The sequence below is a fragment of the Variovorax flavidus genome (genome assembly GCF_030317145.1).
GTDB lineage: Bacteria > Pseudomonadota > Gammaproteobacteria > Burkholderiales > Burkholderiaceae_C > Variovorax > Variovorax flavidus.
Map to the genome: position 1 here is coordinate 345,950 of NZ_JASZYE010000002.1, position 16,069 is coordinate 362,018.

At 65.7% G+C, this 16,069-nt stretch carries 18 protein-coding genes; 5 read left to right on the top strand and 13 right to left on the bottom strand.

Annotated elements, in window-relative coordinates:
* Positions 1-42: 42 nt before the first annotated feature.
* Positions 43-303 (top strand): hypothetical protein, encoded by a 261-nt coding sequence (locus QTH90_RS12245; RefSeq protein ID WP_286664824.1) that lies wholly within the window; start codon positions 43-45, stop codon positions 301-303.
* Positions 304-307: 4 nt separating this feature from the next.
* On the opposite strand, the gene QTH90_RS12250 is transcribed toward QTH90_RS12245, so the two are convergent.
* The 8 genes from QTH90_RS12250 to sucC form a co-directional block, all read right to left on the bottom strand.
* On the bottom strand, positions 308-805 hold the full coding sequence (locus QTH90_RS12250; RefSeq protein ID WP_286664825.1) for a pilin: 498 nt from the start codon (positions 803-805) through the stop codon (positions 308-310).
* Positions 806-1,009: 204 nt separating this feature from the next.
* Positions 1,010-1,807, bottom strand: coding sequence for a 3',5'-cyclic-nucleotide phosphodiesterase (locus tag QTH90_RS12255; RefSeq protein ID WP_286665406.1), 798 nt, complete (start codon positions 1,805-1,807; stop codon positions 1,010-1,012).
* Positions 1,808-1,848: 41 nt separating this feature from the next.
* On the bottom strand, positions 1,849-4,116 hold the full coding sequence (locus QTH90_RS12260; protein WP_286664826.1) for a CHASE2 domain-containing protein: 2,268 nt from the start codon (positions 4,114-4,116) through the stop codon (positions 1,849-1,851).
* Positions 4,117-4,155: 39 nt separating this feature from the next.
* On the bottom strand, positions 4,156-4,818 hold the full coding sequence (locus tag QTH90_RS12265; RefSeq protein ID WP_286664827.1) for an FHA domain-containing protein: 663 nt from the start codon (positions 4,816-4,818) through the stop codon (positions 4,156-4,158).
* Between the two features lie 67 nt (positions 4,819-4,885).
* Complete coding sequence (locus QTH90_RS12270; RefSeq protein WP_286664828.1) at positions 4,886-5,695, bottom strand: Stp1/IreP family PP2C-type Ser/Thr phosphatase; 810 nt, start codon at positions 5,693-5,695, stop codon at positions 4,886-4,888.
* 26 nt (positions 5,696-5,721) lie between these two features.
* Entirely contained in the window at positions 5,722-6,402 is a 681-nt protein-coding gene (locus QTH90_RS12275) for a TerC family protein (RefSeq protein WP_286664829.1), read from the bottom strand.
* Between the two features lie 92 nt (positions 6,403-6,494).
* Positions 6,495-7,388, bottom strand: a complete 894-nt coding sequence (gene sucD / locus QTH90_RS12280) for a succinate--CoA ligase subunit alpha (protein WP_286618227.1) — start codon at positions 7,386-7,388, stop codon at positions 6,495-6,497.
* A 9-nt stretch (positions 7,389-7,397) separates the two neighbouring features.
* Complete coding sequence (gene sucC / locus QTH90_RS12285) at positions 7,398-8,564, bottom strand: ADP-forming succinate--CoA ligase subunit beta (RefSeq protein ID WP_286664830.1); 1,167 nt, start codon at positions 8,562-8,564, stop codon at positions 7,398-7,400.
* Between the two features lie 184 nt (positions 8,565-8,748).
* Between sucC and argC the strand changes: the two genes are divergently transcribed.
* Positions 8,749-9,672: an N-acetyl-gamma-glutamyl-phosphate reductase gene (gene argC / locus QTH90_RS12290; protein ID WP_286664831.1), complete on the top strand. Its 924-nt coding sequence runs from the start codon at positions 8,749-8,751 to the stop codon at positions 9,670-9,672.
* A 4-nt stretch (positions 9,673-9,676) separates the two neighbouring features.
* Here the strand turns inward: argC and recX are convergent, their stop codons facing one another.
* Both recX and recA read right to left on the bottom strand, forming a co-directional pair.
* A complete protein-coding gene (gene recX / locus QTH90_RS12295; RefSeq protein ID WP_286664832.1) occupies positions 9,677-10,126 on the bottom strand; it encodes a recombination regulator RecX in 450 nt (149 codons plus the stop codon).
* A gap of 75 nt (positions 10,127-10,201) precedes the next feature.
* Complete coding sequence (gene recA / locus QTH90_RS12300; RefSeq protein ID WP_286568759.1) at positions 10,202-11,284, bottom strand: recombinase RecA; 1,083 nt, start codon at positions 11,282-11,284, stop codon at positions 10,202-10,204.
* A gap of 146 nt (positions 11,285-11,430) precedes the next feature.
* Between recA and QTH90_RS12305 the strand changes: the two genes are divergently transcribed.
* From QTH90_RS12305 to QTH90_RS12315, 3 genes are all read left to right on the top strand, one after another.
* Positions 11,431-11,916 carry a MarR family winged helix-turn-helix transcriptional regulator gene (locus QTH90_RS12305; RefSeq protein WP_286664833.1) on the top strand — a complete coding sequence of 162 codons (486 nt, stop codon included), beginning with the start codon at positions 11,431-11,433 and terminating at the stop codon, positions 11,914-11,916.
* Positions 11,917-11,987: 71 nt separating this feature from the next.
* On the top strand, positions 11,988-12,662 hold the full coding sequence (locus QTH90_RS12310) for a response regulator (RefSeq protein WP_286600318.1): 675 nt from the start codon (positions 11,988-11,990) through the stop codon (positions 12,660-12,662).
* A 160-nt stretch (positions 12,663-12,822) separates the two neighbouring features.
* Entirely contained in the window at positions 12,823-14,289 is a 1,467-nt protein-coding gene (locus QTH90_RS12315; RefSeq protein WP_286664834.1) for a sensor histidine kinase, read from the top strand.
* On the opposite strand, the gene QTH90_RS12320 is transcribed toward QTH90_RS12315, so the two are convergent.
* From QTH90_RS12320 to QTH90_RS12330, 3 genes are read right to left on the bottom strand one after another with little or no spacing between them, the layout of a single operon-like run.
* Entirely contained in the window at positions 14,286-14,474 is a 189-nt protein-coding gene (locus QTH90_RS12320) for a sporulation protein (RefSeq protein WP_286664835.1), read from the bottom strand. The genes QTH90_RS12315 and QTH90_RS12320 overlap by 4 nt on opposite strands.
* Positions 14,471-15,268, bottom strand: coding sequence for a biotin--[acetyl-CoA-carboxylase] ligase (locus QTH90_RS12325; RefSeq protein WP_286664836.1), 798 nt, complete (start codon positions 15,266-15,268; stop codon positions 14,471-14,473). The genes QTH90_RS12320 and QTH90_RS12325 overlap by 4 nt, the downstream gene beginning before the upstream one ends.
* 2 nt (positions 15,269-15,270) lie before the next feature.
* A complete protein-coding gene (locus QTH90_RS12330) occupies positions 15,271-15,915 on the bottom strand; it encodes an SET domain-containing protein (RefSeq protein WP_286664837.1) in 645 nt (214 codons plus the stop codon).
* Positions 15,916-16,069 lie beyond the last annotated feature (154 nt).

Sequence of the window (16,069 nt, forward strand, 5' to 3'; positions counted from 1 at the left end):
GCTCGATCGGCGATTCGCTCAAAAAGAGATCAGCATATAAACATGCATGCCGATAGCATTCCGGACATGCAGTTTCGCGTCAGGGAAACCGTTGTCAAGATCAAGATTTCTTCGGACTGCTGCGTTCAGAAAGGCTTCAATGCCCGATATTCAAGGCTCGAATGGTTTGTCCACAGACAAGACGATCCGGCTGGCAAGTTCACCTTAGGCACTGGCAAATTCATCAAACTGTTCCGACCTGAAGGTCTGACCTCCAAACCATGGAAAAAAAGCCGCCCGAGGGCGGCTTTCCGAGGAGCGTGAAAGCTCAGGTGGTCTTGCGGCATTCAGCCGGGACGTACTTGGACTTGATGCTACCGGCCGAACCGGTGCCGTAGGTCGAGCTCTCCGACTTGCAGTTCCACGAAATCGAGCCAGCCGACGGGATGGTTCCAGCCGTGAGGGCCGAACCAGCCGGGCCGCCGTCCGTGGGCGTCAGAATTAGGGTAGCGCCGCCGTCAATGGAAGTGTCATAGGTGATCGTAATGGCGCCGGTAGAACCAATCGCCACGGAGGCGACGTTCTTGGTAGCAGCAGGCGAGCTCCAACCGGACGCAAAGGGCAGGCCATTGGCTGCGTTCTCAGCAACAGCGGTCTTGGCGCTGGCGGCGAGCGTGAGGCCTTCAGTGACCTTGGCACGCACGGTGTAATCTTGGTAAGCAGGCAGAGCCACGGCGGCCAAAATACCAATGATCGCCACAACGATCATCAATTCGATAAGGGTGAAACCCTTTTGCACATTGCGTGCGATGGAACGACGGTTCATTCAGTTACTCCAGGTTGGTTACAGAGGGCCCGAGGTGGGCCCCCGGTGCGCTCATGTATCCGCAGCAACTGTGCCAGCATTGTTTCGTCTTCCGCAGCCCACATTGTTGCGGATTTGTTCACGTTCCGGTTACAACGTGTGACGAAAACTGTTGCCCCAAGCTGACGGCGTCTGACACTTTTGTCACCTGCCGCGCAATCATGGTCACACTTGCAGGACTTCCGCCGCCTTCAGCCACCGGATGTCCCGTCCTGGCGCGGCCAACCCGTCCGTGAGGCCGCCGATCTGGCTCATGATCTCGGTCGTCTCTGCCGGCTTGGTGTGGGTGATATAGATCGGGTAGTTCCTTCCGTCGGCAATCTGCGCCAGTTCGCCCGCCAGCGTCGCGGGCGACAGGTGCAGGCTCCGCTGTGCCAGCGCCTGTTCCCGGTTGCTGAAGGCCGTCTCGATCACCAGCACGCCGACGTCGAGCTGATTCACTCTTTGCCAGAAGGGCGCATTGCGCTCGGTGTCGCCGCTGAACACCCAATTCGGCCCGCCTTGTGCGGAACGCACGGCGAACCCGCACGCCGGCACCGTGTGGACGGCGGGCAGCACTTCGATGTGCTTGAGCTTGCTCGTCCCGATCTGCAATTGCTGCCCGACCACGAGGTCGTGAAAGCACACGAAAGGCGCCTCGCGGGTGGGAATGCTCGCGAAGTCGGGCCAGATGACGTTGTTGAACACATGCGCCCGCAGCGCCTCGATGGTCGCGCGCAGCGCATGCACGCGCAAGGTCCGCGTGCGGCGGCTGGCGACGGCATCGATCATCAAAGGGAGCGCCGCGATGTGGTCAAGATGCGAATGGGTGATCACCACGTCGTCGATGGCGGTCATCTCGTCGAGGGTCAAGTCGCCGACACCGGTGCCGGCGTCGACCAGCAGGTCGCTATCGACCAGGAACGAGGTCGTGCGGCAGTCCTTGGCGATGGCGCCTGAGCACCCCAACACACGCACCTGCATTTTCGCGAGACCCTTCATCTGGCAGCCCTAGGGGGCCGCTGTTACTTTGTTTCGAACCGGGTTGCGCCATCCCAGTTCGGATTTTTGGGCTGCAACGTCATCGAGGCTAAACGCTGTGCATATAGCTGGTAAAGGACTTTTTTGGCATCCACAGAAATGAGGGGCGCAAGCAGGGCTTGGGCTTCTTCCCAATCCTGCGCCCGGTAGGCCGAAAGGACACTATTCCAGCGTTCGAGGCTCTCATACAGGCTCCGGCTGGCGTCTGCCCGGTGGCAGACGGGCGTGAAGATCCGCGCCACGCCCACCTTGCCCTGCACCCGCACGCAATCGAGTTCCTGCCAGACGAAGCCGGAGACCAGGCGCTGAGTGGCCTGGCTGGCCACGATCTCGACGCCATAGTGCCCCCCCAGGCCCTCGATGCGCGAGGCGAGATTGACCGCATCGCCGACGACGGTGTAGCTGCGCCGGACGGCCGAGCCCATGTCGCCGACGCTCATCATCCCGGAGTTGATGCCGATGCCGATGCTGATCTCGGGGCGGCCGCTCTGGCGGTGCGCCGCATTCAGTTCCTGCACGGCCGCGGCCATCTCGACGGCGGCCCGAACGGCCAGTTCGGCATGGTTGGGCATGTCGACGGGCGCGCCCCAGAACGCCATGACGCAATCGCCCATGTACTTGTCGACGGTCCCGCGTTGCGCGCTGATGACCTCGGTCAGCCGGCTGAAAACCTCGTTCAGGAAGTCCTGCAATTCGACGGGCGCCATCTGCTCGGCCAGCTTGGTGAAGCCGCGCATGTCGCAGAACATGACAGTCAGCTCCTTGCTTTCGGCGCGCATGCTGTAGCGCTCGGGATCGGCCCGCATCTCGTTGACCAGCTCCGGCGGCACGTAGGTGCCGAACAGGTGGGCCAGGTTCCGGCTGGCGCGGGTCTCGACGAGGTAGCCCCAGCTCATGTTGAGGACGAAGGCCAGCCCGACCGCGGCGAGTGCGGACGCCAGGGGCAGCACGAGGCCCGAATGGATGAAGAGCCAGGTGTTGAGGCCGACGAGCGCCGCCGTCGTGATCACCGCAATGAGCACGGCGCGCGGCGCTGCGCTCAGCGACAGGCCGAAGGCCAGCACGAGGCCTGCAGCCAGCACCGTGACGAGTTCGTAGCCTGCCGCGTAGTCGGGCACCACGGGCATCCGTCCGTCGAGAAGCCCGGAGACGATGTTGGCATGCACTTCGACGCCCGGATAGGCCGCGCCGACCGGTGCGGAACGCAGGTCTTCCAATCCGGGCGCGGTGGAGCCGACCAGCACCACCTTGTCCTTGAGTTCGCCGGGAGGCAGCCCGCCACGGACGACGTCGACAGCCGAGATGTGGCGGAACGAGCCTCCTCGCGCGCCGCCCGGACCGCGAAACGGCACGAGGGCGCTGGCGCTCGAATCCACCGGGATCCGCAGCGACTTCGGGCCCGCCTTCAGCAGCAGGGCTGTGAGGGCCGGCGGACCGGTGCTCCCACCCGCCGGTGCAAACACGGGCGTGACGGCGTCGGCGCCGACCGCCAGCCGGTACACGACGAGTCCCAGCGATTCGTAGTAACCGGGCTGCGCGTTGGTGCCGGTGTAGCGCGCGATGAGCGGGACCGACCGCACGATGCCATCCCTCTCCGCGTCGAGCAGCACGTTGAGGAATCCGGCGGCCGGCGCCGCCTCCTCCAGCTGCGGGATGCTGCCGACGAAGCCGTTCCAGCGCGTCGCGTAGGAGCGCCCTTCGGGGAACGCTCCGGGCAGCAGGAGCGGCGCGGGCAGCACGCCTTTCGCGCGCGGTTCGAGGGTCTGGGTGAGGTAGAAGCCCAGCGCAACGCGTTGTCCGGCCAGCGCATCGGCGAAGGCCGCGTCATGGTCCAGATGGGGAGCGAGGCGCTCGATTTCCTCGGCAAGACCGGTCTGGTGCTGCAGCGGTCCGTCCGCCAGCCGCCTCAGGACGTCGAGCCCTGAACTTTCATCCGGCTCGACAAAGAGGATGTCGAAGCCCAGCACCACGGCCTGCTGGCGGTCCATGACCTCGGTCGTGAGGCGTGCCAGGTGATCCCGGCTCCAAGGCCATTGGCCGAGTTGCTGGAGGCTTGCGTCGTCGATATCGACGATGACGATGCGCGGGTCCAGGGTGCGCGGCATGGTCGCGCGCAGGCGCGCGTCGTAGATGAAATTGTCGAGGCCCTCCAGGAACGGAAGGCGCCAGAAGCCCACCACATGCGCGAGGACCAGCGCAATGGGCACAAGGGTGATGGCGATTCGCGCCCAGCGCTGGCGCAGCGCGTTCATCGCGCCCCGCACGCGCTCATCCCCGGTGGCAGTGAAGGATCAGGTGACGACGAACTGCATCCGCGTGCCGCCGAGCTCGAGCACGTCACCGTCCTGGAGCGCCACGGCTTCGCTGCCGAGAGGTTCGCCGTTGAGGGCCGTGCCGCCGTCGATCGGCGCCACCACGTAGCCGTGCAGACGTCGCGTGACTGCGGCCACGGCCACCCCGGGCTTGCCGATGGTGGTGACGACCTTCTGCAGGGACAGCTCACGTCCGGCGCCGCTGCCGGAGAGCACGCGGATGACCGCGACCCCCGCGGTGCCGCCGCCGAGCGGTGCCTGCACCGTGGGCGCAGATGAAAGGGGGATCGGGCCCGAGGGCGCCGGCGTGACGATGGTGCGTGTCGCGGTCGCGGTCGCGCTATCGGATGCGCCGGCCGCCGCCACGTAGCGGACCTTGTATTTGCCGACCTCGATGATGTCGTTCTGCTCGAGCGCCTGCTTCTTGATGGCACGTCCGTTGACGTAGGTGCCGTTGGTGCTGTTGAGATCTTCCAGGTAGACATCGCCGCCGATCATGTGCAGCACGGCATGCTCGCCGCTGATGGCCAGATTGTCGACCACGATGTCGTTGTAGGGCCGCCGCCCGAGCGTCGTGCGGTCCTTGGCGAGCGTCACCTCCTTGATGACGACACCGTCGATCGAAACGATCAATTTCGGCATGGCCGACTCCTGCATCTCTTTTTTCTATTCACAGCGGGCCCTTGCGGTGGATGGTTCCTTGACGTTGCTATCCAGGGACCTCGGGCGTCTCGCTCCCACCTGCCCGGGCCAGGACAACCGAAATGTTATCCCGGCCGCCATTGTCGTTGGCAGTTGCAACCAAAAGTGTTGCTTTCTCAGACAGGCCGATATCTTGTAACAAAAGTGTGAAAAGCTGCGCGTCCGACACCATCTCGCTCAGTCCGTCGGAACAGAGCAGGAACAGGTCGCCGGGCTTGACGCTGTGTTCGTGCATTTCCAGCTCGACGTGGCGCTCGATGCCCAGCGCACGCGTGACCAGGTTGCGGTGCGGCGACTGCACGGCCTGCTCGGGCGTGATGGCCCCGGCGTCGAGCTGCTCCTGCAGGAGCGAGTGGTCGCGGGTGAGGAGTTCGAACTTTTCGTCGCGCAGCCGGTAGCAGCGCGAATCGCCGATATGGCCAATGATGGCGCGCTGCGGACTGAAGGCGGCCAGCACCAGCGTGGTCCCCATGCCCTGGAGCTGTACGTTCGCGATGCCGGCTTCGAGGATGGCCGCATTGGCTTCGTCGGTGCCCGCCTGCAAGGCGCGCCGCACCGCCTTCGGGTTGGCGTGGGGCCCTGCGTGGGCAAGCCAGCGGCCGAAACTGGCCTGCAGCAATGCGATGGCCATGCCGCTGGCGACTTCGCCGCCGTTGTAGCCGCCCATGCCGTCGGCCAGGAGCACCAGCCCCAGCGAGGCATCGAAAGCGATCGTGTCCTCGTTGTTGGCGCGCACCCGGCCCGGATCGGTGAGCGCGGCGAAATCCCAGGTCAGCACGCCGGATTCAGTGGAAACGGGTGCGCCGGGATTTGCCATGACTCAATCAGTTGAAATGCGAACGATCAGTGCTGGGTGTGCGCACGCTTCTGCAACCAGCGGCCCACCGCCACGACGAAGACCGCGCCAGCCACTGCCGCCGCGTAGTGCAGCCAGGGGTTGGCGACCAGCACGTCGCGCAGGATCGTGTCGCTCACGATCGTCTCGCCACCGACCCAGCCGATGAGGGCGGCGCCGAGCATGACGATGATGGGGAAACGTTCCATGAGCTTGATCATGAGCGTACTGCCAAAAATGACCAAAGGAATACTGATCGCAAGGCCGAGGATCAGCAGCACCATGCTGCCCTGCGCCGCGGCGGCAACGGCGATCACGTTGTCCAGGCTCATGACCAGGTCGGCCAGGAGGATGGTCCGCACGGCCGCCATCATGCTGCCGTATTCCTTGTCCTCGCCCTCCCCGTCTTCTTCCTCGCTGAGCAACTGCGTGCCGATCCACAGCAGCAGCGCGCCGCCGACGATCTGCAGATAAGGCAGCGCCAGGAGCTTGGCCGCGACCACGGTGAGGGCGATCCGCAGGACCACCGCCGCGCCCGAGCCGAACAGCACCGCCTTGCGCTGCTGGTGCGGCGGCAGCGAGCGCGCCGCCATGGCGATGACCACGGCGTTGTCGCCGGAAAGAATGATGTTGATCCAGACGATCTTGAGCAGGCCGATCCAGAAGTCCGCAGTTTGCAAATATTCCATGTCTCTATTCCACTGTTATTGATTGAAAAAGCGCCCGCAATTGGAATTGCGGGCGCTTTCTTCTTGTGTGGTTCAGCGAGGTAGCGGGCTGATCAGAGAAGTGCCTTGAGGCGCTTGGCGAGTTCCGAGAAGTTGCGCGTCACCGTGAAGCCGCATTCTTCCATGATGGCGAGCTTGGCATCCGCAGTGTCGGCGCCGCCCGAGATCAGCGCGCCGGCATGGCCCATGCGCTTGCCGGGAGGTGCCGTCACGCCGGCGATGAAGCCGACGATCGGCTTCTTCATGTTGTCCTTGCACCAGCGGGCCGCGTCGGCTTCGTCGGGGCCGCCGATTTCGCCGATCATGATGACGGCGTCGGTGTCCGGATCGTCGTTGAACGCCTTCATCACGTCGATGTGCTTCAGGCCGTTGATCGGGTCGCCGCCGATGCCAACCGCCGACGATTGGCCGAGGCCGATCTCGGTGAGCTGCGCCACGGCTTCATAGGTCAGCGTGCCGGAGCGGCTGACCACGCCGATGCGGCCCTTGCGGTGGATGTGGCCGGGCATGATGCCGATCTTGATCTCGTCGGGCGTGATCAGGCCGGGGCAGTTCGGGCCGAGCAGCAGCGTCTTCTTGCCGCCGGCGGCTTCCTTGGCCTTCATCTTGTTGCGCACTTCGAGCATGTCGCGGACCGGAATGCCTTCGGTGATGCAGATCGCCATGTCCAGGTCGGCCTCGACGGCTTCCCAGATCGCGGCGGCAGCGCCTGCCGGCGGCACGTAGATCACCGACACGGTCGCGCCGGTCTGCGTGGCGGCTTCCTTGACGGAGCCGAAGATCGGAATGTTGAAGATCGACTCGCCGGCCTTCTTCGGGTTCACGCCGGCCACGAAGCAGTTCTTGCCGTTCGCGTATTCCTGGCACTTCTCGGTGTGGAACTGGCCGGTCTTGCCGGTGATGCCTTGCGTGATGACTTTGGTGTCTTTGTTGATGTAGATCGACATGACGTTTCCTTAGGCTTTCTTGACTGCTGCCACGACCTTCTGGGCCGCTTCCGCCATGGTGTCGGCGCTGATGATCGGCAGGCCCGAATCGGCCAGCAGCTTCTTGCCTTCGACTTCGTTGGTGCCCTTCATGCGCACGACCAGCGGCACTTGCAGGTTCACGGCCTTGCAGGCTGCGATCACGCCGGTGGCGATGGTGTCGCACTTCATGATGCCGCCGAAGATGTTGACGAGGATGGCCTCGACGTTCTTGTTCTTCAGCATGATCTTGAAGGCTTCGGTCACCTTCTCGGGGGTGGCGCCGCCGCCCACGTCGAGGAAGTTGGCAGGCTCGCCGCCGAAGAGCTTGATGGTGTCCATCGTCGCCATCGCGAGGCCGGCGCCGTTCACCAGGCAGCCGATGTTGCCGTCGAGGCTGATGTAGGCGAGGTCGAACTTGCTGGCTTCGACTTCGGCCGCGTCTTCCTCGTCGAGGTCGCGCAGGGCCACGATCTCGGGATGGCGGAACAGCGCGTTGCTGTCGAAGTTGAACTTGGCGTCCAGGGCGATGATGTTGCCCTTGCTGTCACGGTTGAGCGGGTTGATCTCGACCAGCGAGGCGTCCGTCTCCATGTAGCAGGTGTAGAGCTTCTTGAAGATGTCCACGGCCTGGGCGGTGGAGCCGGCCGGGATGCCGATGCCGTCGGCGATCTGCTTGGCTTGCGCGTCGGTCAGGCCGTCCTTCGGGTCGGCGTAGACCGTGATGATCTTCTCGGGCGTGGAATGGGCCACTTCCTCGATGTCCATGCCGCCTTCGCTCGAAGCGATGAACGCCACCTTCTGGGTGGCGCGGTCGGTCACGGCCGAGACGTAGTATTCCTTCTGGATGTCGGCGCCGTCTTCGATGTAGAGGCGGCGGACCTTCTGGCCTTCAGGGCCGGTCTGGTGCGTCTTGAGCTGCATGCCGAGGATGTCGCCGGCGAGCTTCTTGACGTCTTCGATCGACTTGGCGACCTTGACGCCGCCGCCCTTGCCGCGGCCACCCGCGTGGATCTGGGCCTTGACAACCCAGACCGGGCCGCCGAGCTTTTGAGCGGCTTCGACCGCCTCCTGCACTGTGTACGCTGGAATGCCGCGCGGCACAGGCACGCCGAACTTGGCAAGAATTTCCTTGCCTTGGTACTCGTGAATCTTCATGAGGGTGTCTCTCGGATCGAGGTTTAGAGAACGGGAGAATTTGGCTGTTGTCCACGGGCCACGGCGCCTGACGGCGGGGGCGGCGGACAGCAGGGGACTGTATCATGGTGCGCCGCACCAACGACAGACCCGTCGCTGTGGTCAATACGTACTTTCTCCAGAAGCATCCCAGAGGCTCCCCGTCATGGTCAAGGTCTTCATCGATGGCGAAGCCGGTACCACCGGCCTCCAGATCCGCGAGCGGCTCCAGAAGATGCCGCAAATCGAACTCGTCAGCATCGCGCCCGAGCTGCGCAAGGACGTCGCCGCCAAGCGTGAGCTGATGGCCGGCGTCGACCTCGTCGTGCTGTGCCTGCACGACGACGCCGCGCGTGAATCCGTCGCGCTGATCGACCAGCTCGAAGGCCGCCGCCCCAAGATCATCGATGCCTCCACCGCGCACCGCACAGCGGCCGGATGGGTGTTCGGCTTCCCCGAACTCGCGGCCGGGCAGAAGGACGCCGTGGCCAAGGCAGAGCGCGTGGCCAACCCCGGCTGCTACGCCACCGGCGCGATCGCCATCGTTCGCCCGCTGGTCGATGCCGGGCTCCTGCCGCCCGATTTTCCGATCGCCCTCCCCTCCGTCAGCGGCTATTCCGGCGGCGGGCGCACGATGATCGAGGCCTTCGAGAACGGCCAGGCGCCGCTGTTCGAGACCTATGCGCTCGGGCTCAAGCACAAGCACATCCCCGAGATCATGAAGTACACCGGCCTCACGCGCCGGCCGGTTTTCATTCCCTCGGTCGGCAACTTCAAGCAGGGCATGCTGGTCCAGTTGCCCCTGCACCTGGACGACCTGCCCGACCGCCCCAAGGCAAGCGACCTGCACGACGCACTGGCCGCGCACTACGCCAAGAGCAACACGCCGGAGCAGTTCGTGAAGGTGTTGCCGCCCACCGAGGACGGCAAGATCGATGCGCTGTCGCTCAACGACACCAATCAGCTCGACATCCGCGTGTTCCCGAACGAAGACCATCGCCATGCGGTCGTCATTGCGCGTTTGGACAACCTGGGCAAGGGCGCGAGCGGCGCAGCCGTCCAGAACCTGAAGTTGATGTTGGGGCTCTGAGCCCTCACTCGTCCGGGTCGTAGCGCAGCACGCGCGCGACCACGGCGCCGGCGAATCCGCGGGCCAGCAAGAATCGCGTCTGCTTTGCCCGCTCGGCCGCATCCTGCGGCAGCTCGCCGAAGCGGCGGCGCCAGACTTCACGTGCACGGTCGAGTTCGCTGCCCTGCAGGCTGGCGACCGCTTCGGCGACCGCCTCGGGCGCGATGCCCTTGTGCAGCAGTTCCTGGCGCACACGCGCCGCACCGTGGCGCGCCGCGCGCTGATGCAGGACGGATTGCACTACCCTCGCCTCGCTGATGAAATCCTTGGCGGCCAGTTCGTCGAGCGCACGCGCCAGTTCGCCTGACTGTTCCTCGTACTTCGCAAGCTTGCGTTCGAGTTCGGCGCGCGAATGCTCCCGCTGGCTCAGCAGTCGCAGTGCGCGCCCCTTGAGGGATGGAGCGGCAAAGGCCATGGCGTACGTTGAATCGCTGCTGCGTGTCGAAGCGCACCCGCCGCCCAAGGCGGGTGGCACGAGCCCGGTCGGCTCTTACTTCTTCTCTTTCTCGACCGGTGCCGGTGCGTCGGCCGCCTCGGCCAGGAGGAGCGGAATGCCCAGCGATTCGCGCACCTTGTTCTCGATCTCGCGCGACAGCTCGCGGTTCTCGCGCAGGAACTCGCGTGCGTTGTCGCGGCCCTGCCCGATCTTCTCGCCGTTGTAGGCGTACCAGGCGCCCGACTTGTCGACGATCTTGGCGGTCACGCCCATGTCGATGATCTCGCCCTCGCGGCTGATGCCCTCGCCGAACAGGATGTCGAACTCGGCCGTCTTGAAAGGTGGCGAGACCTTGTTCTTGACCACCTTGACCTTGGTCTCGTTGCCGATCGCCTCGTCGCCCTTCTTGATGGTGCCGATGCGGCGGATGTCCAGGCGCACCGAGGCGTAGAACTTCAGCGCGTTGCCGCCGGTGGTGGTTTCGGGCGAGCCGAACATCACGCCGATCTTCATGCGGATCTGGTTGATGAAGATGACCATGCAGTTGGTCTTCTTGATGGTGGCGGTGAGCTTGCGCAGCGCCTGGCTCATCAGGCGGGCCTGCAGGCCGGGCAGCGAGTCGCCCATTTCGCCTTCGATTTCGGCCTTGGGCGTGAGCGCGGCGACCGAGTCGACCACGATCAGGTCGACCGCGCCGGAACGCACCAGCGAATCGACGATCTCGAGCGCCTGCTCGCCGGTGTCGGGCTGGCTGATGAGCAGGTCGGACAGGTTCACACCGAGCTTCTGCGCGTACTGCACGTCCAGCGCGTGCTCGGCATCGACGAAGGCGCAGGTGCCGGCCTGGCGCTGCATCTCGGCGATGACCTGGAGCGTGAGCGTGGTCTTGCCGGACGATTCCGGGCCGTAGATCTCGATCACCCGGCCGCGCGGCAGGCCGCCGACGCCGAGCGCGATGTCGAGGCCGAGCGAGCCGGTGGAAACCACCTGGATGTCTTCCAGCGCTTCGCCTTCGCCGAGCCGCATGATCGTGCCCTTGCCGAACTGCTTTTCGATCTGGGCCAGCGCGGCTTGGAGGGCCTTGGCCTTTTCGCTGCTGGCGACCGAGATGCTTGCGCCCTTGACGACTGCGTCCATGTGGAAAACTCCTTGAATATCAACGGGTTGAGTGGGATTCATCCCGCTGCTTTTAATTACAGGCTGGATGCTTGAACAGTAGTGTAGAGGCCAATGGATGCGAGTAAACCCATTTTTTGGTCAGTTTGCTTTACTATCGGCCGGACATGGCGGACCCCGTTTTCCCGATCGATCACGATGCCTGGCGCCAGACCCACCTGGGCCGCCTGCTCGGCCATGCCATGCGCCGTTTCGACGAGCGCGTGCTCGCGCTGATGGCCCACGACGCCGAGGTGCCGCTCGCGCTCTCCAACCTCGCCGCACGCGCGCAGGTGAGCGCCGCGCACATCCACATCACGCGGCACCTCGCACGCGACGGCTCGCGCCTGACCGAACTCGCCGAGCGCGCCGGCATGACCAAGCAGGCGATGGGCGCGCTGGTCGACCAGTGCGAGGCCTGGGGCCTGGTGACGCGAGGCCCCGATCCGCTCGACGCGCGCGCGCGTCGCGTGCTGTTCACGGCCGACGGCCTGGCATGGCTGGAGGCCTTCCGCAATGCCGTCGCGCAGGCGGAAATGGAGTTCCGCGCCAGCGTGGGTGACGAGATCGCCACCGTGGTAACCATCGGTCTCGAAGCGTATGCGGCGACCTAGAATTCGCACAGGGAGTCGATAGGTAGAAGAGCGCGGCAGCCTGGGCGAGCCGCGGTCTCCGGAGGCACGGCATGCGGATACTCATTGCAGAAGATGACCAGGTGCTGGCCGATGCCCTCCTGCGCAGCCTGCGCACCTCCGGCTCGGCGGTCGACCATGTCGCGACCGGCTCGCAGGCCGATGCCGCGCTGATGACCAACAGCGAGTTCGACCTGCTGATCCTCGACCTCGGCCTGCCCAACCTGCACGGCCTCGAAATCCTCAAGCGACTGCGTGCGCGCGGCTCGCAGTTGCCGGTGCTGGTGCTGACCGCCGCCGACAGCGTGGAGGAGAGGGTCAAGGGCCTCGACTACGGCGCCGACGACTACATGGCCAAGCCCTTCTCGCTGCAGGAACTCGAGGCGCGCGTCCGTGCCCTCACCCGGCGCGGCATGGGCGCCACCAGCAACGCCATCAAGCACGGCCCGCTGGTCTACGACCAGGCCGGCCGCGTCGCGACCATCGACGGCAAGATGATCGAACTCTCCGCACGCGAACTCGGCTTGCTCGAAGTCCTGCTGCAACGCGCCGGGCGCCTCGTGAGCAAGGACCAGTTGGTTGAGCGCCTGTGCGAGTGGGGCGAGGAAGTCAGCCTCAACGCGATCGAGGTCTACATCCACCGCCTGCGCAAGAAGATCGAGAAGGGTCCGGTGCGCATCGCCACCGTGCGCGGCCTCGGCTACTGCCTTGAAAAAATCCCCTCCTGATGCCTCATGGCGTCTCGCACAACCAGCGATCCATGAACCCGCCGGCCGGCGCAGCCAGGCCCGTTCGTGAAACACCGCGGAACCGGCTTCGCCGGGCCGCTGGTGTTGCCCCCGGCAGGGGGCGGGCGGCCACACGAAGTGGGCAAGCCTGGGGGCGAGCATGAAACTTTTTCAGCGCGCCCAGCGCTCCCTCTTCGGCGAGATCCTCGACTGGATGCTCACGCCGCTGCTGCTGCTGGTGCCGGTGAGCATCGGCGTCACGTGGCTGGTGGCGCAGGGCATCGCCAACGCGCCTTTCGATCGCGCGCTGGAAGCCAACATCCAGATCCTCGCGCGGCTGGTCGACGTGGAGAACGGTCGCATCCAGTTCGTGCTGCCGCAGCCGGCGCGCGAGATCCTCGGCGGCGACGACATCGACCGCGTGTACTACCAACTGCTCGACGGGCACGGCACGCTACTCAGCGGCGAACGCGAGATTCCGGTTCCCGGCACCGACGATCCTCCGATCCCCGGCGTGGTCTACCTGAGCAACGGCCAGATACACGGCAAGGCCGTGCGCGTGGCTTCGCTCTGGATCGCCGGCACCACGCCCGATGCGCCATTGACGCTGCTGCAGGTGGCCGAGACGCGCGAGAAGCAGTCCGTGCTCGCGACCGAGATCATCAAGGGCGTGCTGCTGCCGCAGTTTGCGATCCTGCCGCTGGCGGTGCTGCTGATCTGGCTCGCGCTGGTGCGCGGCATCAAGCCGCTGTCGGTGGTGGAGGCGCGCATCCGCGAACGCCGGCCGGGCGACCTGAGCCCGCTCGACGAATCGTCCGTGCCGCTCGAAGTGGTGCCGCTGGTGCTGTCGGTCAACGACCTGCTGAACAAGCTCAACGACTCGATCGGCACGCAGAAGCGCTTCCTGGCCGATGCGGCGCACCAGCTCAAGACGCCGCTGGCCGGCCTGCGCATGCAGGCCGACCTGGCGCAGCGCGAAGGCGCCAATGCCAATGAACTGAAGCAGTCCCTCAAGCAGATCGGCCGCGCGAGCGTGCGTGCGACGCACACGGTCAACCAGCTGCTGTCGCTCGCCCGCGCGGAAGGCAGCGGCGCCAACATCGGCCGGCAACCCTGCGACCTCGCCCGGCTGACGATCGAAGTCGTGCGCGAAGCGGTGCCGCGCGCGATCGACAAGCGCATCGACCTCGGCTACGAAGGCGCCGAAGCGGGCGCGCCCGGCGTGGCCTTCGAAGGCAACCCGACGCTTCTGAAGGAGCTGGTGCGCAACCTGCTCGACAACGCTATCAACTACACGCCCTCCACGCCGGAGCGACCGGGCGTCATCACGGCACGCGTGCTGGCCGATCCCTTCGGGCGCATCGTCGTGCTGCAGGTCGAGGACAACGGCCCCGGCATCCCCGAGAGCGAGCGCGAACTGGTGTTCCAGCCCTTCTACCGGGTGCTCGGCAACGAGGCGGACGGCTCGGGCCTGGGCCTGCCGATCGTGCTGGAGATCGCGCGGCAGCACTTCGCGACGGTGCGCCTGGAAGACGCGCACCCGGGCCAGCATCCGCCCGGCACGCTCGTGAGCCTGCGTTTCGACGCGAACGAAAGCGAGCGCCACGCCACCAGGCCGCGCGGCTAGGGCTTCGGCGATTCGTCCTTGCGGATCTGCAGCATCTGCGGCCGCACCTGTTGCGTCAGGCGCTGCGGCTCGCGCTCGCTGAAACGTGCAGGCTCGGTGCCGAAGACGGCCAGCCCACCGCGCGTCCAGGCGTAGTAGCCCAGGTTCGCCAGCAGCAGCACGACGACCAGCAACCGCAACATCATGGCCGTGCGCCCACGGGCCGCACGCTGACTTCCGCGCTGATGATCGACTTCACGCCCGAAGCCGTCCGCACCAGCAGTTCGCCACCCCAGCCGACGCCTTCGCACAGGCCTTCGGTGCCATCGGTGAGGCGCACCTCCCGGCCGCGCAGGACGTCGCGAGCGGCAAAGCGGGAGGCAAAGGGCACGAAACCATCCTTGTCGAAGAGCTGGATATCGCGCACCAGCGGCAGCGCGATGTCGCGCAGCACCTCGGCCGGCGTGGCGAGCGGGCGCCATTCCTGCACCCAGGCGGGCTGGGTGCTGAGCCCGGCGCCGTCGCGCGGCCCGATGTTGATGCCGATGCCGATCACCAGGTAGCGCTCGGCGGAATCGGGTTGGAGCACGGCGGTTTCGATCAGGATGCCGACCAGCTTGCGCTCGCGGAACCACAGGTCGTTGGGCCACTTGAGCGACAGGCCCACGGTGTTGGCGGGGTCGAGGCTCTCCGCCACGCTGACGCCCACGGCCAGCGACAGCCCCGACCAGTCGCGAGGTGCCAGCGGCAGGCCCAGCGAGAAGGTCAGGGTGCTCGGTTCGCGATCGCTTTGCGCGCTCTGCCAGGGACGGCCCATCCGGCCGTGCCCGGCGGTCTGCCGCTCGGCGGCGAGCAGCACGGGCGCCCGCTGGCCATCGCGGGCACGCCGCATGAGTTCGCTGCTGGTGGAATCGATCTCGGGGACGACCTCCACGGCGAATCCAGGCACCAGGGGCGCCAGCGCGCCGGCGATCTCGTCCTCGAACCAGGGCGCGGCCATGGTCAGCGCTTGCCGGTTTTCGCCGACTTGCCGTCCTTGGCGGCCTTGGCCTTCTTCTTGGCTTCCTTGCGGGCCTCGCCGTCCTTCTTGCCGTCCTTCTTGCTGAGCTTCTTTTCGGCCTTCCTGTCGCCGTTCTTCTCGCTCTTCCGGTCCTTTTTCCTGCTCTTCTTGGCCTTGTCGGACTTCGGGGCCAGCAGGGTGCCACGGCAACCCTCGGAGCCGCACCAGCAGGGGAATTCCGCCTTCAGCTTCTTGGTGTACGGCTCGTCGATGATGAGGCCGTAGTCGTAGCTCAGCTCTTCGCCGGCCGCGATGTTGCGCAGCGCCTTGATGAAGACACGGCCGTCCTGCTCGTCGGCTTCGCAGCTGGGTTCGCAGGAATGGTTGATCCAGCGGGCCGCATTGCCATTGACGCCGCCATCGATCACACGGTCGTCATCGATGTGGAAGTAGAAGGTGTGGTTGGGCTGGGCCGGGTCGTGCGGATGGCGGCGCAGCGCCTCCTCCCAGCTGATGACCTCGCCCTTGTATTCGATGAGCGTTTCGCCCTCCGCTATATCCTGCACGGCAAAAACGCCGTTGCCATGAACGCCGGAGCGCCGCGTCTGGATGCGGCGGCCGCCGGAAACGGGGGATTTGGATGGCATCGCGGAAGTCTGTTAGTTTGAATATGTACGCATGCGCGTGCGCGTACGCACGCGAGAAGCGCCAGATTGTAAGGATGTGGCCCGCACGCTCCCGCACTGCGTGTCGTCGCTGCCCCCCGAGGGGACGCAGGCCGCCTTGGGGCGGCCCGGCGCC